This window comes from Variovorax paradoxus (assembly GCF_040544635.1).
In the GTDB taxonomy this organism is placed as follows: Bacteria; Pseudomonadota; Gammaproteobacteria; order Burkholderiales; family Burkholderiaceae_C; genus Variovorax; species Variovorax paradoxus_R.
On sequence record NZ_JBEPKJ010000011.1, the window covers coordinates 1 to 16366 of the forward strand.

Below are 16366 nucleotides of genomic sequence, written 5' to 3' on the forward strand. Positions count from 1 at the left end.
ACATTGGCGTCGCCGTCGCTGGTGAAGAAGTTCGCAATCGCGCCGAGGATGTACTGCCCGCCGATCTTGCCGGCGATGGCGAGGTTCAGCCCCGATGACGGCCGCACGTTGGCCACGTCGCGCGTGGCCAGGGCCTGCGTCAGCGCCAGGATGTTGGCGCTCGCAAGGCTCGAATTGGTGCCGATGACCGCGTTGTTGCCCAGCGCGCTCTGCCACTGGACGCCGAAGTTGGCCGCCTTCTTGGCGCTGACCTCGACGATCAGCGCCTCGATCATGACTTGCGCGCGCCGGCCGTCGAGCTTGTCGATCACCGCGCGCATCTGCCGGTATTGCGGCTCGGGCGCCGTGATGATCAGCGAGTTGGTCGACGGGTCGGCCTGGATCTGCCCGCCGGTCGAAGGCTGGTTGGCATTGTTCAGCGGCGCGTTGGCGGCCGCCGAGCCGCCTTGGCCGCTGAGGCTCGTCTGTTGCATGGCCTGCGGAATGTTGGCTTGCGGCTGCGCCTGGCCGCCGCCCGCGGCGCCGGGGGAGCCCGGCGTGCCGGGCAACTGGTTCGCGGCCATGGCGGCGCGCAGCGTGGCCGCAAGGCGCACGGCATCGGCGTTCTTCAAGTAGACCACGTAGATGTTGCCGGCCGCGCCGTTGCTGCTTTCGGCCGGCGCGCGGTCGAGCTTCTCGACCAGCGTGCGCACGAGTTGCGCACGCGCCGGATTGGCGGCGCGCAGGATCAGCGCATTGCTGCGCGGGTCGGCCAAGAGCGTGGTGCGGAACGACGCGTCGGCGCCACCCGGTGCTTCGCTGACGCTCGGTGCACCCGACGCTCCGCCATCGATGAGCCGCTGCACCAGCGGAATCAGGTCGGTGGCGATCGAGTGCTTCAGCTGGATGACCTCGACATCGGATGCGTTCGGCACATCGAGCGCCGCGACGATGCGCGCGAGCCGGCGCATGTTGTCGGCGTAGTCGGTGATCACGAGCGAGTTGTTGCCCGGGTTCACGTTGATTGTGTTGTTGGGCGGAATGAGCGGGCGCAGCACCGGCAGCAGGGCGTTGGGCGACTCGTGGTTGAGCCTGAAGATCTGGGTGACGACCTGGTTGCTGCCCGACGAAGGCACAGCGCCGATGGAGGTGTTCACGGCAACGCTCTGCAGCTTGGCGTTGGCTTCGAGCACCACCTTGTAGAGGCCGTCGGCCTCCACCACCGCAAAACCCCGCAAACGCAGCGCCGCGGCGAACTGGTTGAAGGCAGCGGCCGGCTGCACGGGGCGGTCGGTCACGAGGTCCATCGTGCCCTTCACGCGCGGATCGACCACCACATTGCGCCCGGTGACCACCGCCATGGTGCGTGCCACGGCCTCGATGTCGGCGTTGGAGAAATTGAGCGTGATCGGGCTGCTGCGAACAACGGGCGCCGCCGTGGCTTCGGCCGGCGCGGGCGTTTCCACGGTCCGTGTCTCGGCAACGGCAACCGCCTGAAGCGTGACCCGCACCGAATTGCCTTGCAGCTCTGCCGTGTAAGGCACCGGCTGCCGGAGGTTCAACACCACGCGGCTGCGCTCGCCGGCCTGCACCACGTTGATCGAGCGCAGGTTGGGCTGATTCACTTCGATGGCTGCGCGCCCGACATCGTTGGTGGCGCCAAGGAAGTCCAGTGCGATGCGCGCGGGGCTCGCGACCGAAAAACTGCTGGGCACGGCGGCGAGCGGTCGTGCCAGATCGATCTGGATCACCTCCACACCCTGTTGCATGGCGCTTGCGACCGCCTTGATCGCGTTTTGCGCACAGGCGGTGCCGACCGCGCCGGCCGCAAGCAGGCCCAGGCACAAGGCCCGAAGGAGGAACCTGAACCGGAGCGCGCCCCGTGCGCCGAGGTCTTTCACTGGCGGGCGGTTCGTCTCAGATCGAATGGCCGAGCATCAAGGGGAATCATTGCGGCACGCAGCAGCCGCAGGGGAAAAGGGAACATGAGGGGTACGACGCCAACGGCGGTTTGAATTTCGATATCAATCACACGCCGTTGCTGTTTCGCCGACCCTCGGGGGTCGCGTTCGCATCCATCGCCCGGCATCGCTCGCAAGAGATTCGGCTCTTGCAAGCGATGCGGACCCCATGTGTCATTCGGGAACCTTGCGCCCTGATTGTTTACTGAAACGTGTAGTTTCCATTAGCCATGAAAAATGGAATTCAGACGCTCATTTTTCGAGCTAATCGCCAGGCGCTCGCCGATTTCGGCACCCTTGTGTTTGAGTGCCTGACATGGTGCTTCGACAGGAATCGCAACAAGCAGAGTCCGCGGCACGGTCGAATGCGCGCGATTTCCGAGCTAGTACTGGAGCGAGTTCGAGAAACTCAAGAAGCTTTTTCGCGACGTCGTTCGGCCGCGCTGTCGCTGTAGTGGCGGGCCTTTTCGGCGTACATCGCACGGTCTGCGCGCTGCAGCGCCGCGTCCAGCAGGTCGCCGGCCTCGCAGGTCGCCACCCCGACCGCAAGGCTCAGCGCGCGCCCGCTCTGGCCCGCATAGAACTGGTTGTTCAGCACGAGCATGGAAGCGATGCGGTCGCGCATGGCCTCGGCCCCGCGCTCGTCCGTCTTCGGCAGCACCACGGCAAACTCGTCGCCGCCGATGCGCGCGGGCCAGCCGGGCTCGTCGACTGCCTTGCTCAGCACCTCGCCCACGCGCCGCAGCAGCGCATCGCCGGCGGCGTGTCCTTCCTCGTCGTTGACGGGCTTCAGGCCGTTCATGTCGATCACCAGCACCGACACCGGCCACGGGCCCTTGCGCGACAGCCGGTTCAGTTCTTCCGAGAAGAAGGCGCGGTTGCGCAGCTGCGTCAGCACGTCGTGCTTGCCCAGGTATTCGAGATAGGCCTCGGCCTTCTTCCGGGCCGTGATGTCGATCAGCGACACCAGCACGAGATCCCAGGTGGCGAGCCGGTCTTCGAGCACGGCAAACTGCATGTGGATGTTCAGCGGGTCGCCCGTCAGCGCGTAGTTGACGACCTCCCGCTGCTGCAGCATCTTGCCGTTCCACAGGTCCTGCAGCTGTTCGGCGAAGGAGTCGTGCATCTCGTCGCGAAAGATGCCGGAGAGGTTGTCCAGCAGCTCGCTCTTGTCGGCCGCACCGAACATGCGCAGCGTCTCCCGGTTGACGTCGATCACGCGGATTTCGCGCATGCAGCGCGTGACGAACTCCGGATGCACCTTGATGAAGGTCGTGAAGTCGCTGATGCCCCGCTTGCGTATGTCGTCGAGCAGGGTCTTGACCCCGCTGAAGTCTTCCACCCACAACGACACCGGCGAACGCTCGAACAGCTCGCGCGCATAGCGCTCGCTTTCCAGGCGCAGCTGCTCGGCCCGCACGCGCTCGGTGATGTCGTCCAGCGACACCAGCACGCGGTCCCATGTCGCCTCGTGTCCGGGCAGCACCTGCACCCGCACGTGCACGTCGAGCCTGCGGCCGTCCAATGCATAGTTGACCGTCTGGTTGTCGAAGCAGAGATTTCCGCGCCAAAGCTGGTCCAGCTCGTAGATCACGGGTGCGGTCATGTCGTCACGAAAGACACTGTCGAGCCGCGACAGCAGCTCGGCCTGGCTCTGGGCACCGAAGAGCGTGAGTGTGCTTTGGTTGACGCTCAGCACCCGCAGCTGCGCCATGCATTCGCCCACATGTTCCGGCTCGGCAGTCAGGTGGGCCACCAGATCCATGACACCGGCGCTGCGCCATGAATCGAACAGCTGGCGCAGCCCGCTGTAGTCCTCGAGCCAGAGCGACATCGGCGCGAACTCGAACATCGATTCGTAGTCGCTGGAAGACGGCATGGATTGCTCCTTCGCGCGCTGGGCGCGCTCGCAATCATGCACGCTGCATTGATGCGTAGCCACATTTCTCTGCGATGACATCGCTATGCCGTGCGACGGCCTGAGGCAAAGAAAAACCCGCCACGCTTTGGAGCGTGCGGGTTTCTGATGCCTGGCGACACGCCGTGATGCGATGCCGTGGTGCTTCGACAGGAACGAAAAATCATGACAGAAGCCGCATGGATGCTGGGTTTCTGGATTTCCCCTTCTTCAAATACCGACAAAAATACCGACAAAATTCATTCCGTCGTGGCGTGTCGCGTTTTAGGGACATGAGTGTCACCTTGGCGGTCCTATAGCCCTCGGGTTTCGAGATTGGGGGCGCCGACGAAGAAGTCGGCGCTCAGCTTGGTCGATTGGCCTCGCACCCCGATCGCCGAACATGTGGCCGTCGATGCCGTGGTTGGCGCTGACGTTGAACAGCTCGTTCAGGCAAGAGGGGTACTGTGAGCGATCCTGCATTGCGTTTGACTGAGTACGGCCAAAAGCGGCCGGTCGGCCACTCCGCAGAATTCGCGGCTTAGCAGCCGTTCGAGGCCGCGCACAACGATTCCGTTCGGAGTCGAGGTGGCTTGACCTGAAGCGCGCGCACACAAACCGGCGGCTATGGTCAATCGGGCACAGATGGGCGTTGGGCACATGACAGAGAATCGACCGTCATGAGCGATGGTTTCCTTGCAACACTGTCCTGGCCTTCGGCGCTTGCCTTCGTGTTCGCGCTGCTGATCGTCGTGCTGGGCCTCGTCATCTGGTCGATCCGCCGCCATCGCGACCCGCGGCTCGTCATCGACTGCGAAGCGCCGATCACCGAGCTGCTGCCCTCGCTCTCGGGCCTGACGCAGGGCACCATCTACGAAGGCAACGCCGTCGAGCTGCTTGAGAACGGCGCCTTCTTCGATGCCATGTTCGAGGAGATCCGTGCGGCCGCCTGCTCGGTGCACTTCGAGACCTTTCTGTGGAAGGACGGCGTGCTCGGCACGCACCTGGTCGATGCGCTCGTGGAACGCCGGCGCGCCGGCGTGCCGGTGCGCGTGCTGGTCGACGCCGACGGCGGCAAGAAGATGGGCGAGGCCGCGTCGCGCCGACTGCGGGAGGCCGGCTGCCTGCTCGAGATGCATCACCCGCGCCACGTGCGCAACATCGGTGTCTTCAACGACCGCGACCACCGCAAACTGGTGGTGGTCGACGGCAAAGTCGCCCTGGTCGGCGGCCACTGCATCGTCGACGGCTGGCTCGGTGAAGGGCGGGAATGCGACAACGTGCGCGACCTCGGCGTGCGCCTGCGGGGGCCGATCGTGCATGCGGTGCAGGCCGCCTTCAGCGAGAACTGGGTGGAAGACACTGGCGAGCTATTTGTCGGCGACGCGGTGTTCCCGCCGCTCAACCGCATGGGCGACGTGGCCGTGCACGTCGCGAGCATCAAGCCGGAAGGTTCGCCGCCGGCGGTGAAGATCTTGCACCACTTGGTGGTGTGCATCGCACGCCAGCGCATCCGCATCCAGAACCCATACTTTCTGCCCGACAGCGAGGCGATTGATGCGCTGTGCAAGGCGGCGAAGCGCGGCGTCGACGTGCGCGTGATGGTGCCGTCGGCCGAAGCTTCCGACATGCCCATGGTGCAGCACGCCGCGCACCGCAACTTCCACCTGCTGCTCGCCGGCGGCGTGCGCATCTTCGAGTACCAGAAGTGCCTGCTGCACCAGAAGGTGATGACGGTGGACGGCGCGTGGTGCGCCATCGGTTCGAGCAATTTCGACGACCGCTCTTTCGAAACCAACGACGAAATCACGCTCGGCCTGCGCGACGACGCGCTGGCCGCGCAACTGGACGCCATCTTCGAGCGCGACACGCGCGACTGCATCGAGCTGCAGGCCGACGCGTGGGCGCACCGCGGCCTGTGGCATCGCTGCAAGGACAACGTGTTCTACGCGTTCAACGAGCTGCTATGACAGGAAGCCGCGCGATCACGATTTCCGGGCCGACAGGCGGTTGACGGCCAAAACCGGACCTTCCGTGCCGCCTCTGAAATCTTCAAGGAACTCGAATGTTGCCCTCGCGGAAGCTGATTCACGTAGTCTTGGCATTGGCAAAAGCATCAGACCTCGACTTGTTGAAGAGCGGCAAGGTTCTCTCGACTGCGAAGGAGCAAGCCGCTGCAGAAGAGTTGGCCGACATGCTGCGCGGCTATGACTATCTTTCGTCAAAGCAGTTCGAAGACATTTCGGCGGTCAAATCGGAGGCCGTTGTCGAAGCTATGCGCCGAGGCCTGTCGACACCTGAGAAGCAGCGCCAGAAGCTCATGGAACTTTATGATGCGGTCCGGCAGCTGATGGACTCAGACCGGATTTATGACTTGCTCCCAAGGTCGAGCGAGGCCGTCGTGACGTCATCGCGAATCGCCTTGAGTGCCCTGGACGAGCGACGCATCTGACGACTGGCCAAGACCAGTCCTTCGCGGCTCCGGCAGAATCCAGTCATCTGCAGAAGAAGCCCATATGAAGCCTCCCTACTGTCACCTTTGCCACAAGGATTGCCGCTGCGAGTCATGGCATTTCCAAACCGGGGGTGGATACGTCAGCTTCTCGGACTTCTTGCCTCTTAGTGAAGGCGCAGTTGGGCACCCTCGATCCATGGAATGGTTTTGCCCTGTCCACCTACCAGCAGCACGAGCTTTGGCATCCAAGCCGTTGAGCGAAGCTATGAATTGCTTGAAGCAGGAATTCGGTGACTTCGAGCCACCTCTTTCCTATGTTCCTTGTCCAGATCCGGAACTATGGCTGACATCGGTTGGCCCAAGTCGAGCAAAGGTGTTCAGCATTATTCGTCGAGTTACAGGCCACAGCCCGAATGAAGTTAAGGCATTGCTGGAAGCTGGCAATTTCAGGATCAAAGCAGGGTGGCCGGTAGACCTGGAGCTCAGGCCGATCGCTGAGGCCCTCCAAGCTATTGGCGCGTCAGTAGTTCTGCGTTGCCCTTAGCTGCTGCGGGCGTGGTTACCCATTTGGGAGAACGTCCGCTTTCAAGCGGATCGTAAGACTGCTCAGGGCCCCCTCCGCGACGCCAGCGCGACCGGCTACAGTCGGCCAGAAGCGGTCCCTCACCGTCATCAGTCAATAGAGGAGTTCTATGTCTGCTTCGCAGCAATCCGGGATAGCTTGCCCTCGGTGCCATAGTGACGCACATGTCGGGGCAAAGATTCTTCTCATTGGGAAGGCAAGCCCAAGCGTTCTGTTTCCCGGTGAGGAGCGAGCGGGCTACCGGCGGCGCGACCAAGTAGCCACCGACGAGTGCAAACCGGAAGAACTGCAGAAGACCCCGCTAGAGCAGTTTGCGCACGGGTTTTACTGCCGCGCTTGTGGTGTTGGCTTCGTAGACGACGGCTTGCTGAAGTGAAGTCATGGTCCATATCCATCGGCACAATGCGGCCAAAAGCAGAAGTTCGACATGCCCTTCCGATTTCCCGGCTGTGGTCGCTGCGATGGGATGAGGGGCCAGAATTTCCTCAGTTGAACTCCACTTCTGCAATGACCAAGAGAACTTTGATGAACGTTGCCCATTCCCGATCAGCTGCCACCTCGGCGATGTTGCTGTCTGGCCTCGCCTTGGCCGCATGCACACCCAAATACATTCAGCCGGAAGAGGGAGGCGCTCTTGTCCGCCTGCACCTCACTGATGCCAGACTCTTTGCGATGGTTCACACATACGAGAAAGAAGCGTGCGAAGGCCCGCGGGCGATCGGACTCATCGGTGGGGCAAGGTTCGTCAACGCGGCCGGGGATTCGGAGCGGGTTATTCCGGCAATGCTTGGCAGTAGCGGAACGCCAAAGCCTGAAACCATCGAAGTACGAGCGCATGCGAACAACCCATTCACTGTTCTGTACTCGCAGATGGGCCCTCACGATGCATTAGTTGCTCGAAGCTGCAAACTGCCCGTTACCTTCACTCCGCGCGCCAGTGAACAATATCAAATTGACTACTCGTACGAGTCTGGCCGCTGCTTCTCCATTGTCAGTCGGCTCGTGTCAATCAATGATTCGATTCACAAGGAGCCTGTCGCCAATGTCTTCAAGGAGAGCGCGGCGTGCAGTCCATACGTACGCTGAACGCACTTGACCACCGGAACTAGTCTTTACTCAAGACGGGCGACAACAGTCGGCCAATAGCTGACCTTCGAAGGGCAAGGCCGAATGATAGTGAACATGTGTGGAGGAGCGACGTGAGCATGCTTGACGAAGGCCATCTCCGCGCGGCGCACAAGGCAGTTGTGGACACCGCTCGGGGCCTCGCGGATGGCACGGTCCCATTTGTTGAGGGTGTCAGGCAGTTGGCAGCCCTGAGATTTGAGGTGTCACGGCTTGACCATGACCCGGACTTCACGTTGTTCGTCGCTATTGCGAGTGAATCGGACCACCTGCCGCCGCACGAGCTCCGCAGTCAGTGTGCGTCGGCCTGGCTAGAGCAGTGCGATCGCGAGGCGCGCGAGCTCGAGGTTCTTCACCGGCAGCAGGTTCGCGCTGCATGTGCGCGCCTTGTTGGCCGGTTTTCCTCATGAGTGCGGCGCCGGCCGACGGGCAGAATGCCGCCAGAACCAGACGTTCCTTGCATAGCTTTAGGAACGCAAAGGCGGCCTTGAATACCGAGCCAAACTGTCTTGCAGCCAGAGAGGTCGACGGGGTTAGCTTGGCGGCACCCTTCAAGATTGCGACGCACTGAGGAGGTAGTGAAATGAACGATCGATACACGAGGCATCGATGGAAGTTTCTTTTGTTTGGGGCGATCACCGGCGTGTTGATGGGAATTTACTCGTCGACTGGAATCGAGCCCAGCAACTTAATTGGCGATCTCATCGGCGGCCTGATTCTCTGGTGGATTCTTTGGTGGCTATGGGCCTGGAGTAGGCGACGTGCTGACCGAAGTGAATCTAGTAGAAAAAGAGATGCATCGTGAATCAAAAGAACAATCCTCCTTGGTATCGTCTGGCCCTCATCGGTCTCTTCGTCCCGATCTTGGGAATGGCTCAAGAAGGTCCGTGTGCTTCCGCTCTGCAGGAAGCTTGTCGTACCGCTCAAAAGCTTGCCGCTGCGATCCAGCAGCAACTGCCCATGAAGCCGAGCCCTCAGGTCTCTATTGAAACGGCGGTCGCCGAGAAGCACGTCGTCGTGGTGTCGGGAAGGTTTGCATTTGATGCTGAAACAGCGAATAAACATTTCAAGCAGAGCGGCGTCACTCTTGAGCAGTTCCAAGATCGCTACTCGCAATCAGTTAAACCAAGCTTGTGCCAACCAAGCTCCGAAACCTACCGGTTCTTTCGGATTGGCGGTGTTGTGGAGTACCGCTACGCTTACAGCAACAACGATCCGTTCATGAAGTTCGGCGTCGTTCGATGCGATTGAATCAGAGCACGGGCTGCAGGTCGTGCGACGCGAACACCATGTGGCCGCTTCCGAGGTGTTACTAGAGCGGCCTTGAGCCCTTTGCACAGACATAGCGGCAGGCTACAGTCGGCCAAGAGCGGAAGTACGATTCGAACGTCGAACGCCTACGCTAACGCGCTGGTGGCAGCATTCCTGGCGAAGAAAAAAAAAGTCAGCCACTAGAACGTTCACGTGCGGCCAAGTCTGACTTCGGTCAGAACGGATATGCAGCGCTTTAGGAGTCGATATTGAGTTACGTCATCCATATCTGGGACCAGCCCACCCCGACGAGTTTGGCCGAAGCGCAGGCGGTGTTTGAGCGTTTGTGGGACCAACGGGCTGCGCTGAACCCAAAGTTCGTCAAGCTGGCCCAACGCATGAAAGCCGCATTCCCGGAGTATGGTGATGACTGGGACTTTGGCTCACCGAAGGACTTGCCCAACGACGCCGTGTTAGCCGTGGGCATCCACGACATGACGGTTTTCTATCCCCGGCTCGTGGATGCTGCAGTCGAGCTTGGGCTCAGCGTCTACGACGACAGCACGGGTGAATGCTTTGTGCCCGGTCCCTCCCGACTGTCGCCAGAGGGGCGCGAGCGTTTGGCATGGCACATCCCGGCGCCAGTGCCAGCAAAGTTGCCCGATATCGAAGACCGGGTGCGAGCGCTGGTCCATCCGCGGCTGGCGGCGCACGGATTTCGGCAGGAAATCGAGAGATCGTCGCTTGTCACGATGCAAACCCGTTGGCTTCGAGATACGCCACTGGGCGAGCAGCGGATTTCGCTAGGATGGAAGAGTCTGATGGATGGTGCGTTTTACGAGGCTCGCACCTCAGCAGGGATGCGGCCCGTGCTGCCGGTCGAACTGGCGCCGCTGTGCGACCCTCAGCACATAATCGACCTGCATATTCTCAACGCTGGGCCGCTGCACCGTTTCGTCAGCCCCTTGCGCTCGGGCCCTTACGACATCAATCCGGTCGAGATTTCAAAGCCCAGCCAACTGGAGGAGTTCTTGGCGGCCACCACCGACTGGCTGGAAGGCGAGGTTTTGCCGGTGCTGGAACAATGCCGGACCGTGCCGGGGTTTCTGGCCTACGACCTGGGCGAGCCGCGGCAGTCCATCGCCATCAAGCCGTACCAGGCAAACCTCGTTCTCGCCTACTGGGCTGGCGAGGCCGACGTCGAACGACGCTTCGAGTTGCTCGTTCAGCGGTGCGTTCAGCACAACATGACGCCTTACTTCCTGAACGTCACCTACCGAGGCCTGCAGGCTGAAAACGTCCAAGCGATGTTCGGCACCAGACCCAGTAACACCGTTTGAGCTGCCACTGAGGCGAAGACCCGCATCTCAAGCGGTGCAATGCAAACGGTTGTCGTGGGGCTCCTCACTGCGGAACACCTGCAGCTTGGTATGCAAGCCGGTGAAGGGCGTCGATACGACGACGTCACGGGCACTTAACGGCCAGTAGCGGTCCTTCGCATCGACTTTCATGAGATTCGAAGCGCTTCCTGGTCGAACGAAGTCAAATCCTCGTGGGGTCGCGGCACTTGGCGCGCGTAGATCGAAGATGAGGCTGGCGTGACCGTCTCCATGCCTGCTACCGATTGCCCAAGTGCGGTGAAGAAATAGAACCGAAACTTCGCTGCTTCGGTCCCTCAGCCATTGGTGTCGATGCTCGTGGGTCAGCGGCGGTCCGGTGCAGATTCGTCTCGGTGAAGACCGTCGGCTCTTTGCCCGTCGCAGCCGTCGGACACTACCTTGAATTTAGTTTCGCTGCCTTTGCAGGACGGCCACGCGCAGGCGTCTTGACCGGCAAGCTTCCTCCGTACTCGGTCCACCACGCCGCAAGCGCTTCCATCGTCGGACCAAGACCGCGAGCCTTTTCCGTGATTGCGTATTCGACTCGCGGGGGGACTTCCGCGAACACTGTGCGCAACACCAAGCCGTCCGCCTCCAACTCACGAAGCTGAGCCGTCAGCATGTGCTGAGTGATGCCGGGAATTGCCTTGCGCAGCTCTCCGAAGCGGTACACGCGCTGGTTGACCAGCCACATGATTTCAAGCTTCCACTTGCCCGATAGCAAGGCAAATGCTCTGCGCATTTCCTCATGCATGTTGAGCCCGGCCTCGCCTTTAGTCTGGTTTTTCATACTAAGCACTATTTATTCATCCTACTTGTCAGAATTCATCTTAGTCGACATCCTCGCTACATGTCGAACTCAAGGAACTGATCAGGTCATGGCCGCTACATACATCTACTGGCTCAGCACCGCGCTGCTCTCGCTGCTCTACTTCGCATCCGCCTCCATGTACATCGCCAAAGGCGATTTCGTTCGGAATGCGCAAGCAGACCTTGGTTATTCGGCGCCCCACCTGGTGCCCTTCATGATCGTGGTCAAGGTACTCGGACCTCTCGCGATCCTGTTGCGCTTCAACGTCGCGCTCAGTGAGCTGGCTTACGCCGGCATCCTCTATCACCTGATCCTGTCTGCCTTGGCACACCTCGGTGTTCGCAAGTCCAAAGGCGCGATTCCGGCGGCCGTGGGACTCATCCTCCTGGTTGCTTCCTTCGTGACACAAAACGCCGTTCGCGAACGCCCATCGCCCCATGCACCGTCCGTGGCGGTGATCCAAGCACCTCTCATTTAAAGGAACAGGCATGACACGACTCAATGGAAAAGTAGCCATGGTCATCGGCGCAGGTCGCGGAATCGGGCGCGCCACCGCCAAGCTGCTCGCGGCAGAAGGCGCAAAGGTGGCTGTTGTCTCCCTCACACAGGCGAATATCGATGCAGTCGTTAGCGACATCGAGGCCGCGGGCGGCACGGCTTTGGGCGTACGTTGCGATGTGAGCAGCGCTGAACAGATCTCCTTCGCGGCGAAAAAAGTAGTCGCGGCTTATGGTGGCATCGACATCTTGGTGAACGTGGCATTTGATCCCTTGGTGGTTCAAGCCTCGGTCCTCGAATTGTCTTCCGCACAGTTGCAGCGCAACTTTGACATGGGCCCGATCGCATACCTGCGAACGATGCAGGCCTGCTATCCCCATCTGAAAGCGAGCGGCGAAGGTCGAGTTATCAACTTCGCATCGTTGGCCGGCGTCACCGGACTCACGCCCTACGGCCCTTACAACATGGCCAAGGAGGCGGTACGTGCGCTGACACGGACAGCGGCACACGAGTGGGGCAAGGACAACATCACGGTCAACAACGTCATGCCTGTTGCCGATACTTGGGGCGCTGCAGCGGCCGACGTGCCTCCACCGGCAAACGCGCTTGCGCGGCATGGCTCACCAGAGCAAGACATCGCACCCGTCGTATTGTTCCTCGCCAGCAAGGATGCTCAATTCCTGACGGGGTACAGCTTCTCCCCTGACGGCGGCCAAATCATCGACGCCGCCCGCTAACTTCCCGCGGCGACAGGTGCCTTACCGAAGGACCGGTTTGGAGAGAAGCGTACAGCCGCTTGGGGCCCGAAGCGGCGGTACGAATTGCTCGGTAGCCGACATTCGCTGACAGGCAATCCCCGCCTCAACATCGATGTCAGGTCAGACCAATAGGAATGCCGGAGCCACCGTCCATCTTGGCAATCCGCCATCGCGAGGGGTCGGCGTTCTCGAATCTGATTTCGTAGTCAAAGCTCGAGTCCACCGTGAGTAAGAGCACGCAAAATCTCGGCTCAGAACGGCTCATCGCCTCTCGTAGGTCAACGGCCATCTCGTTCATCGTCGAATAGAAATCGCTGGTTTCAAACGGGTCAATCAGGTTGACCTTTCCATCGCGTTCGTACGAAGCAATCGATCCGTACTTGAGGTCGTCTGCGTCAAAACGGAAGAATGCGCGATTCCATCCGGGCATACCGGTCTGAAGAAGTGCCATGAAGTTGCGTGCCAATGCAACCACGATTTCATTGCTTTGTGCGCTCATGCTTGGTGTTGTTAAGCAGATTTGTGGAACGTCCGGAAATGGCCGTATTCAGCTTTCCACTGTGTGCGGGCCTCACCCGCTACGCAGCGAGTAGGCGCTGGAAGACAGGCAACAGTTCCCGATAGCGCTCAAGGTAGTCGTCGTTGTCTCCATGTCGCGAGGCTCGGGCGGCGAGGAAGAGCTCATTGCGAACATCAACCAACGAAGACCGCCGGCGCTCACGGGCCGCGGCGAACGCCGCTTCGCTCGACCCGAAGTGCTCATACCCGTTGAACGTCATTGCGAACGCGAACACCGCCTGTCGGTCCGTCGGGTCTGGGAGCGCCGAAAGCGCCAAAGGAGCGGTTGGGTTCATGTTCTTTAAGCGTGCGATGCCAATGGCTGCTTCTGGCCGACTGTAGCCGGTCGCGTTGCCGTCGCGAAACGGCCCGAAGCGGCTGTTCATACACGTCCGCCTCGAGCCGCCGGAAATCCAAAACCTACAGCTCCAGAACGAACGCGAGACCGTCCCAGGGATACCAGACAAGGTAGCCTGTCGCGACAGCGGCCGCCGCAGCGGAGATTAAACGCCGAGTCGTTGCCCAGTCGATCAGGGACCACGCGAGGCCAGGAAATACAACACACAGCGACCATATCGCCGCCAATTTGATCCTGCGAAGGTCGTCTGGCTCAATGTGGCCGGCAAGGGGATGGGGAATGACCCAAAGGCAGAGCGGCACGAGCCATGGAGCGACGCACAGCAGGATGTGAACTGGGAACCCTCGCTGACTGGACATGTGATTTTCAGTTTCCGCTTCTGGCCGACTGTAGCCAGTCGCGCCGTCGTCGTGACCTGGCTCGCAGCGAACAGCCGACGTGATCAGTTCCACTGTCGCTCATAGGCTGCGACGTGCTCGGGAAACAACGTCTCATAGGCCGGGTAGGAAATGCCCAAGACGTTCACCTCGATGCTATCGGGGCCGTCGTCGCAGTCCATGATGCCCACGCCAGTACAGGTGAGGACCGTTTGGTCTTCTGTTCGCACTGTCAGCGTAAGGTGGGTCTGATCAGCGTGATTTGAAATGCACTCGGCACGGATATTTGAGTACCCCGGGGCCGGCTGAAATATGCCAAACGCTACGCCCATAGGAGGGTCGCCCGACTCTAAGCTGGAGTACCCAACCAAGACCTCGTGCGCATAAATCGAGAACGTTGGCATGTAGGTTCCTTGTCTTTGTGCGATGCTCGCTTTTATTCGTATCTTCCCGACGCAGCGAACGGCTGGTTCTGGCCGCATTCTGCCCTTGCTCGCTAAACTTCATCTTCCCTGAGTTCGGGAACAGCGAGGTCGCGCCGAGGAAGAGCATCAGAACGCAGCTTGCAGTCATTTTTTGTTCCGATTCTGACCGACGCCGGAATATCAGCTTATGGTAGAAGCTCCAGCTTGTTTACGGGAAGTGCCAAATACTCCGGCAGTTCCGGGAAGAGGAGCCAGAGAATCTGGGGACGCTGACGCAAGCCAGCGCCGTCGATAAGCTGCCACTCCGTAGCTCCGGGTTTACGCACCGCGACCATAAAGCTCGTGGTTCGACCACGCTTGCCGGGCATCTGCATGACAGTTTCCCTTGTAACGAAGCAAAGCTGGTACTCGCCGGCGGCGACGAGCGCGGTCGGTTTGCCGATCGTCGTGCTCTCTATGACGACACCAGCCTGGCGCTGCTGCTCGATAGCCTGCCTTGTCTTCAACTTGAGGGACTCTGAGCCACCGGCAGCGGTGACGATGGGATCAAAAGTCGATTCGACGATCTTGTCAGCATCGCCACTTCCGTATGCGTTCACAACGCTTTTCACCAACTCAACGAGAGTGAGCTCCTCGTCAGTTGATAGCTCCGCCGACCAAGAAGAGAACGAAGCCAGGAACAAAAACACTAAAAGCAAGAAACGCATGGCACGGATAAGAAAAAGATGGTAGAGCGAACGGACCAATCGAAGCCGTAGTCGCCGACTTCGCTGCCCAGACCTTCGACCGGCGGATGGCCGTAAAGAAAGGGCCCGACCTCTGGCGGTCCAAGCCGAATCGTATTGCTCAAGCGAGCTGAGGGACACCAGACCATGACGGCATCGGGCTCAGGAAAACTGGAGGGGTCGTGACGTAGTTCCGCTTTTGGCCGGATTCCGAACTACGGGCGAGTTCGAGAACTCGGATGCGGCTCAACGCTGTCAAAGCACACTGTCAGTCCAGTCGACGAGGCAGGCAAGCCGTTGACCTCCTCGTCAACCTGCAGCAGCACCCTCCAGTGCGGCACGTCAGAGAGCGAGCGCTGAACCGCTGCAACAAGCTCTGGCGTAATGAACGCGAGCCGCGACACACAAACCTTGTGGGATGTATCGCCATAGTCGTCGTCGACGATCCAGTAATCACCTTTGCCGTAGGCATCCTCTTCGCCAAACCGCGATAGCGTCGCGCCTAGGGAGCGATACAGCGTTTGCCATTCGTCGTCACGCGGGTCAGGCTTCATGCTCAACTTTCTGGGCGGAGGTCTGGTTCTGGCCGATTGCAGCCTGGTCTATCCAACGAGCTAGGGTCCCTATTTGCGGCTTACATTTGACATGCCCAAAGGAACGTAGTCCTTGCTCATAACCATCTTCAGTGCCTCCCTATCCGCGTCCGGCATGGGTGCAGCAGACTTGATAGTGATCTGCTCGATGAGTTGAGCTTTGCATGCCAATGTCACTTCGTCTCCAACAGCCGCTCCTGGCGGCCGAGGGCGGTTGAACACGTCCACCGCAACCAGCTTTACCAACTGCCTGGAAAAGTCCGGAACCTCCGGATTCGCCGTCACCTTGTCGAGTCCCGACAGGAGCTCCTCCAAGCTCGTGCCCGAATATCTCTTGTCATTGGAGGAGTCCGCGATACGCCCCATTTCAGTACAGAGGTTCGAACGGGACAGCATTGCCAACGACAAGGCTGCCTCTGTTGCGAACAGACTGCGAAAATCTTGTGCCGCCACCTGCTGCAGGAACCCCGAGCAGACGAGAAGCAAAGCGGCTTGAGTGATTCTGCTAATCATTTTTCTGTATAGCGCGGCTGCGCGATGGAGGTCTGCTATTGGCCGTTAGCCGACGAGCGTCTTGCGAAGCAGCGTCCTGTCTGTCTCCGGCGTCGATGGTACGAAGCACTGCAATTTTCC

At 60.3% G+C, this 16366-nt stretch carries 16 protein-coding genes; 7 read left to right on the forward strand and 9 right to left on the reverse strand.

Features of this window, described 5'->3' with window-relative positions; translation table 11 throughout:
• Both ABIC94_RS18570 and ABIC94_RS18575 read right to left on the reverse strand, forming a co-directional pair.
• A partial coding sequence (locus ABIC94_RS18570; protein ID WP_354374470.1) for a type IV pilus secretin family protein occupies positions 1-1880 on the reverse strand: 1880 nt, incomplete at its 3' end.
• 469 nt (positions 1881-2349) lie between these two features.
• On the reverse strand, positions 2350-3819 hold the full coding sequence (locus tag ABIC94_RS18575) for a sensor domain-containing diguanylate cyclase (RefSeq protein ID WP_354374471.1): 1470 nt from the start codon (positions 3817-3819) through the stop codon (positions 2350-2352).
• A 698-nt stretch (positions 3820-4517) separates the two neighbouring features.
• Between ABIC94_RS18575 and ABIC94_RS18580 the strand changes: the two genes are divergently transcribed.
• From ABIC94_RS18580 to ABIC94_RS18600, 5 genes are all read left to right on the forward strand, one after another.
• A complete protein-coding gene (locus ABIC94_RS18580) occupies positions 4518-5807 on the forward strand; it encodes a phospholipase D-like domain-containing protein (RefSeq protein ID WP_281148694.1) in 1290 nt (429 codons plus the stop codon).
• A 95-nt stretch (positions 5808-5902) separates the two neighbouring features.
• Positions 5903-6289: a hypothetical protein gene (locus ABIC94_RS18585; protein WP_354374472.1), complete on the forward strand. Its 387-nt coding sequence runs from the start codon at positions 5903-5905 to the stop codon at positions 6287-6289.
• Between the two features lie 1111 nt (positions 6290-7400).
• On the forward strand, positions 7401-7961 hold the full coding sequence (locus ABIC94_RS18590; RefSeq protein WP_354374473.1) for a hypothetical protein: 561 nt from the start codon (positions 7401-7403) through the stop codon (positions 7959-7961).
• A gap of 840 nt (positions 7962-8801) precedes the next feature.
• Positions 8802-9251: a hypothetical protein gene (locus ABIC94_RS18595; RefSeq protein ID WP_354374474.1), complete on the forward strand. Its 450-nt coding sequence runs from the start codon at positions 8802-8804 to the stop codon at positions 9249-9251.
• A gap of 269 nt (positions 9252-9520) precedes the next feature.
• Positions 9521-10591 carry a hypothetical protein gene (locus ABIC94_RS18600; protein WP_354374475.1) on the forward strand — a complete coding sequence of 357 codons (1071 nt, stop codon included), beginning with the start codon at positions 9521-9523 and terminating at the stop codon, positions 10589-10591.
• A gap of 27 nt (positions 10592-10618) precedes the next feature.
• Here the strand turns inward: ABIC94_RS18600 and ABIC94_RS18605 are convergent, their stop codons facing one another.
• Positions 10619-10762: a hypothetical protein gene (locus tag ABIC94_RS18605; protein WP_354374476.1), complete on the reverse strand. Its 144-nt coding sequence runs from the start codon at positions 10760-10762 to the stop codon at positions 10619-10621.
• Between the two features lie 262 nt (positions 10763-11024).
• On the reverse strand, positions 11025-11420 hold the full coding sequence (locus ABIC94_RS18610) for a winged helix-turn-helix transcriptional regulator (protein ID WP_354374477.1): 396 nt from the start codon (positions 11418-11420) through the stop codon (positions 11025-11027).
• Between the two features lie 88 nt (positions 11421-11508).
• Between ABIC94_RS18610 and ABIC94_RS18615 the strand changes: the two genes are divergently transcribed.
• Positions 11509-11919: a DoxX family protein gene (locus ABIC94_RS18615; RefSeq protein ID WP_354374478.1), complete on the forward strand. Its 411-nt coding sequence runs from the start codon at positions 11509-11511 to the stop codon at positions 11917-11919.
• Between the two features lie 10 nt (positions 11920-11929).
• A complete protein-coding gene (locus ABIC94_RS18620) occupies positions 11930-12676 on the forward strand; it encodes an SDR family NAD(P)-dependent oxidoreductase (RefSeq protein ID WP_354374479.1) in 747 nt (248 codons plus the stop codon).
• Positions 12677-12812: 136 nt separating this feature from the next.
• Here the strand turns inward: ABIC94_RS18620 and ABIC94_RS18625 are convergent, their stop codons facing one another.
• The 5 genes from ABIC94_RS18625 to ABIC94_RS18645 form a co-directional block, all read right to left on the reverse strand.
• A complete protein-coding gene (locus tag ABIC94_RS18625) occupies positions 12813-13196 on the reverse strand; it encodes a hypothetical protein (RefSeq protein WP_354374480.1) in 384 nt (127 codons plus the stop codon).
• A 79-nt stretch (positions 13197-13275) separates the two neighbouring features.
• A complete protein-coding gene (locus ABIC94_RS18630; protein ID WP_354374481.1) occupies positions 13276-13641 on the reverse strand; it encodes a hypothetical protein in 366 nt (121 codons plus the stop codon).
• Positions 13642-14600: 959 nt separating this feature from the next.
• Entirely contained in the window at positions 14601-15122 is a 522-nt protein-coding gene (locus ABIC94_RS18635; protein WP_354374482.1) for a hypothetical protein, read from the reverse strand.
• Between the two features lie 233 nt (positions 15123-15355).
• Positions 15356-15694: a hypothetical protein gene (locus tag ABIC94_RS18640; RefSeq protein WP_354374483.1), complete on the reverse strand. Its 339-nt coding sequence runs from the start codon at positions 15692-15694 to the stop codon at positions 15356-15358.
• 69 nt (positions 15695-15763) lie between these two features.
• Positions 15764-16246, reverse strand: a complete 483-nt coding sequence (locus ABIC94_RS18645; RefSeq protein ID WP_354374484.1) for a hypothetical protein — start codon at positions 16244-16246, stop codon at positions 15764-15766.
• Positions 16247-16366 lie beyond the last annotated feature (120 nt).

Bases quoted from the DNA above. Each gene is read 5' to 3' on its own strand.
- ABIC94_RS18635 (WP_354374482.1), bottom strand. From the start codon at position 15,122: ATGCGTTTCTTGCTTTTAGTGTTTTTGTTCCTGGCTTCGTTCTCTTCT.
- ABIC94_RS18610 (WP_354374477.1), bottom strand. From the start codon at position 11,420: ATGAAAAACCAGACTAAAGGCGAGGCCGGGCTCAACATGCATGAGGAA.
- ABIC94_RS18575 (WP_354374471.1), bottom strand. From the start codon at position 3,819: ATGCCGTCTTCCAGCGACTACGAATCGATGTTCGAGTTCGCGCCGATG.
- ABIC94_RS18590 (WP_354374473.1), top strand. From the start codon at position 7,401: ATGAACGTTGCCCATTCCCGATCAGCTGCCACCTCGGCGATGTTGCTG.
- ABIC94_RS18615 (WP_354374478.1), top strand. From the start codon at position 11,509: ATGGCCGCTACATACATCTACTGGCTCAGCACCGCGCTGCTCTCGCTG.
- ABIC94_RS18580 (WP_281148694.1), top strand. From the start codon at position 4,518: ATGAGCGATGGTTTCCTTGCAACACTGTCCTGGCCTTCGGCGCTTGCC.
- ABIC94_RS18585 (WP_354374472.1), top strand. From the start codon at position 5,903: ATGTTGCCCTCGCGGAAGCTGATTCACGTAGTCTTGGCATTGGCAAAA.
- ABIC94_RS18625 (WP_354374480.1), bottom strand. From the start codon at position 13,196: ATGAGCGCACAAAGCAATGAAATCGTGGTTGCATTGGCACGCAACTTC.
- ABIC94_RS18645 (WP_354374484.1), bottom strand. From the start codon at position 16,246: ATGATTAGCAGAATCACTCAAGCCGCTTTGCTTCTCGTCTGCTCGGGG.
- ABIC94_RS18620 (WP_354374479.1), top strand. From the start codon at position 11,930: ATGACACGACTCAATGGAAAAGTAGCCATGGTCATCGGCGCAGGTCGC.
- ABIC94_RS18640 (WP_354374483.1), bottom strand. From the start codon at position 15,694: ATGAAGCCTGACCCGCGTGACGACGAATGGCAAACGCTGTATCGCTCC.
- ABIC94_RS18605 (WP_354374476.1), bottom strand. From the start codon at position 10,762: ATGAAAGTCGATGCGAAGGACCGCTACTGGCCGTTAAGTGCCCGTGAC.
- ABIC94_RS18630 (WP_354374481.1), bottom strand. From the start codon at position 13,641: ATGAACAGCCGCTTCGGGCCGTTTCGCGACGGCAACGCGACCGGCTAC.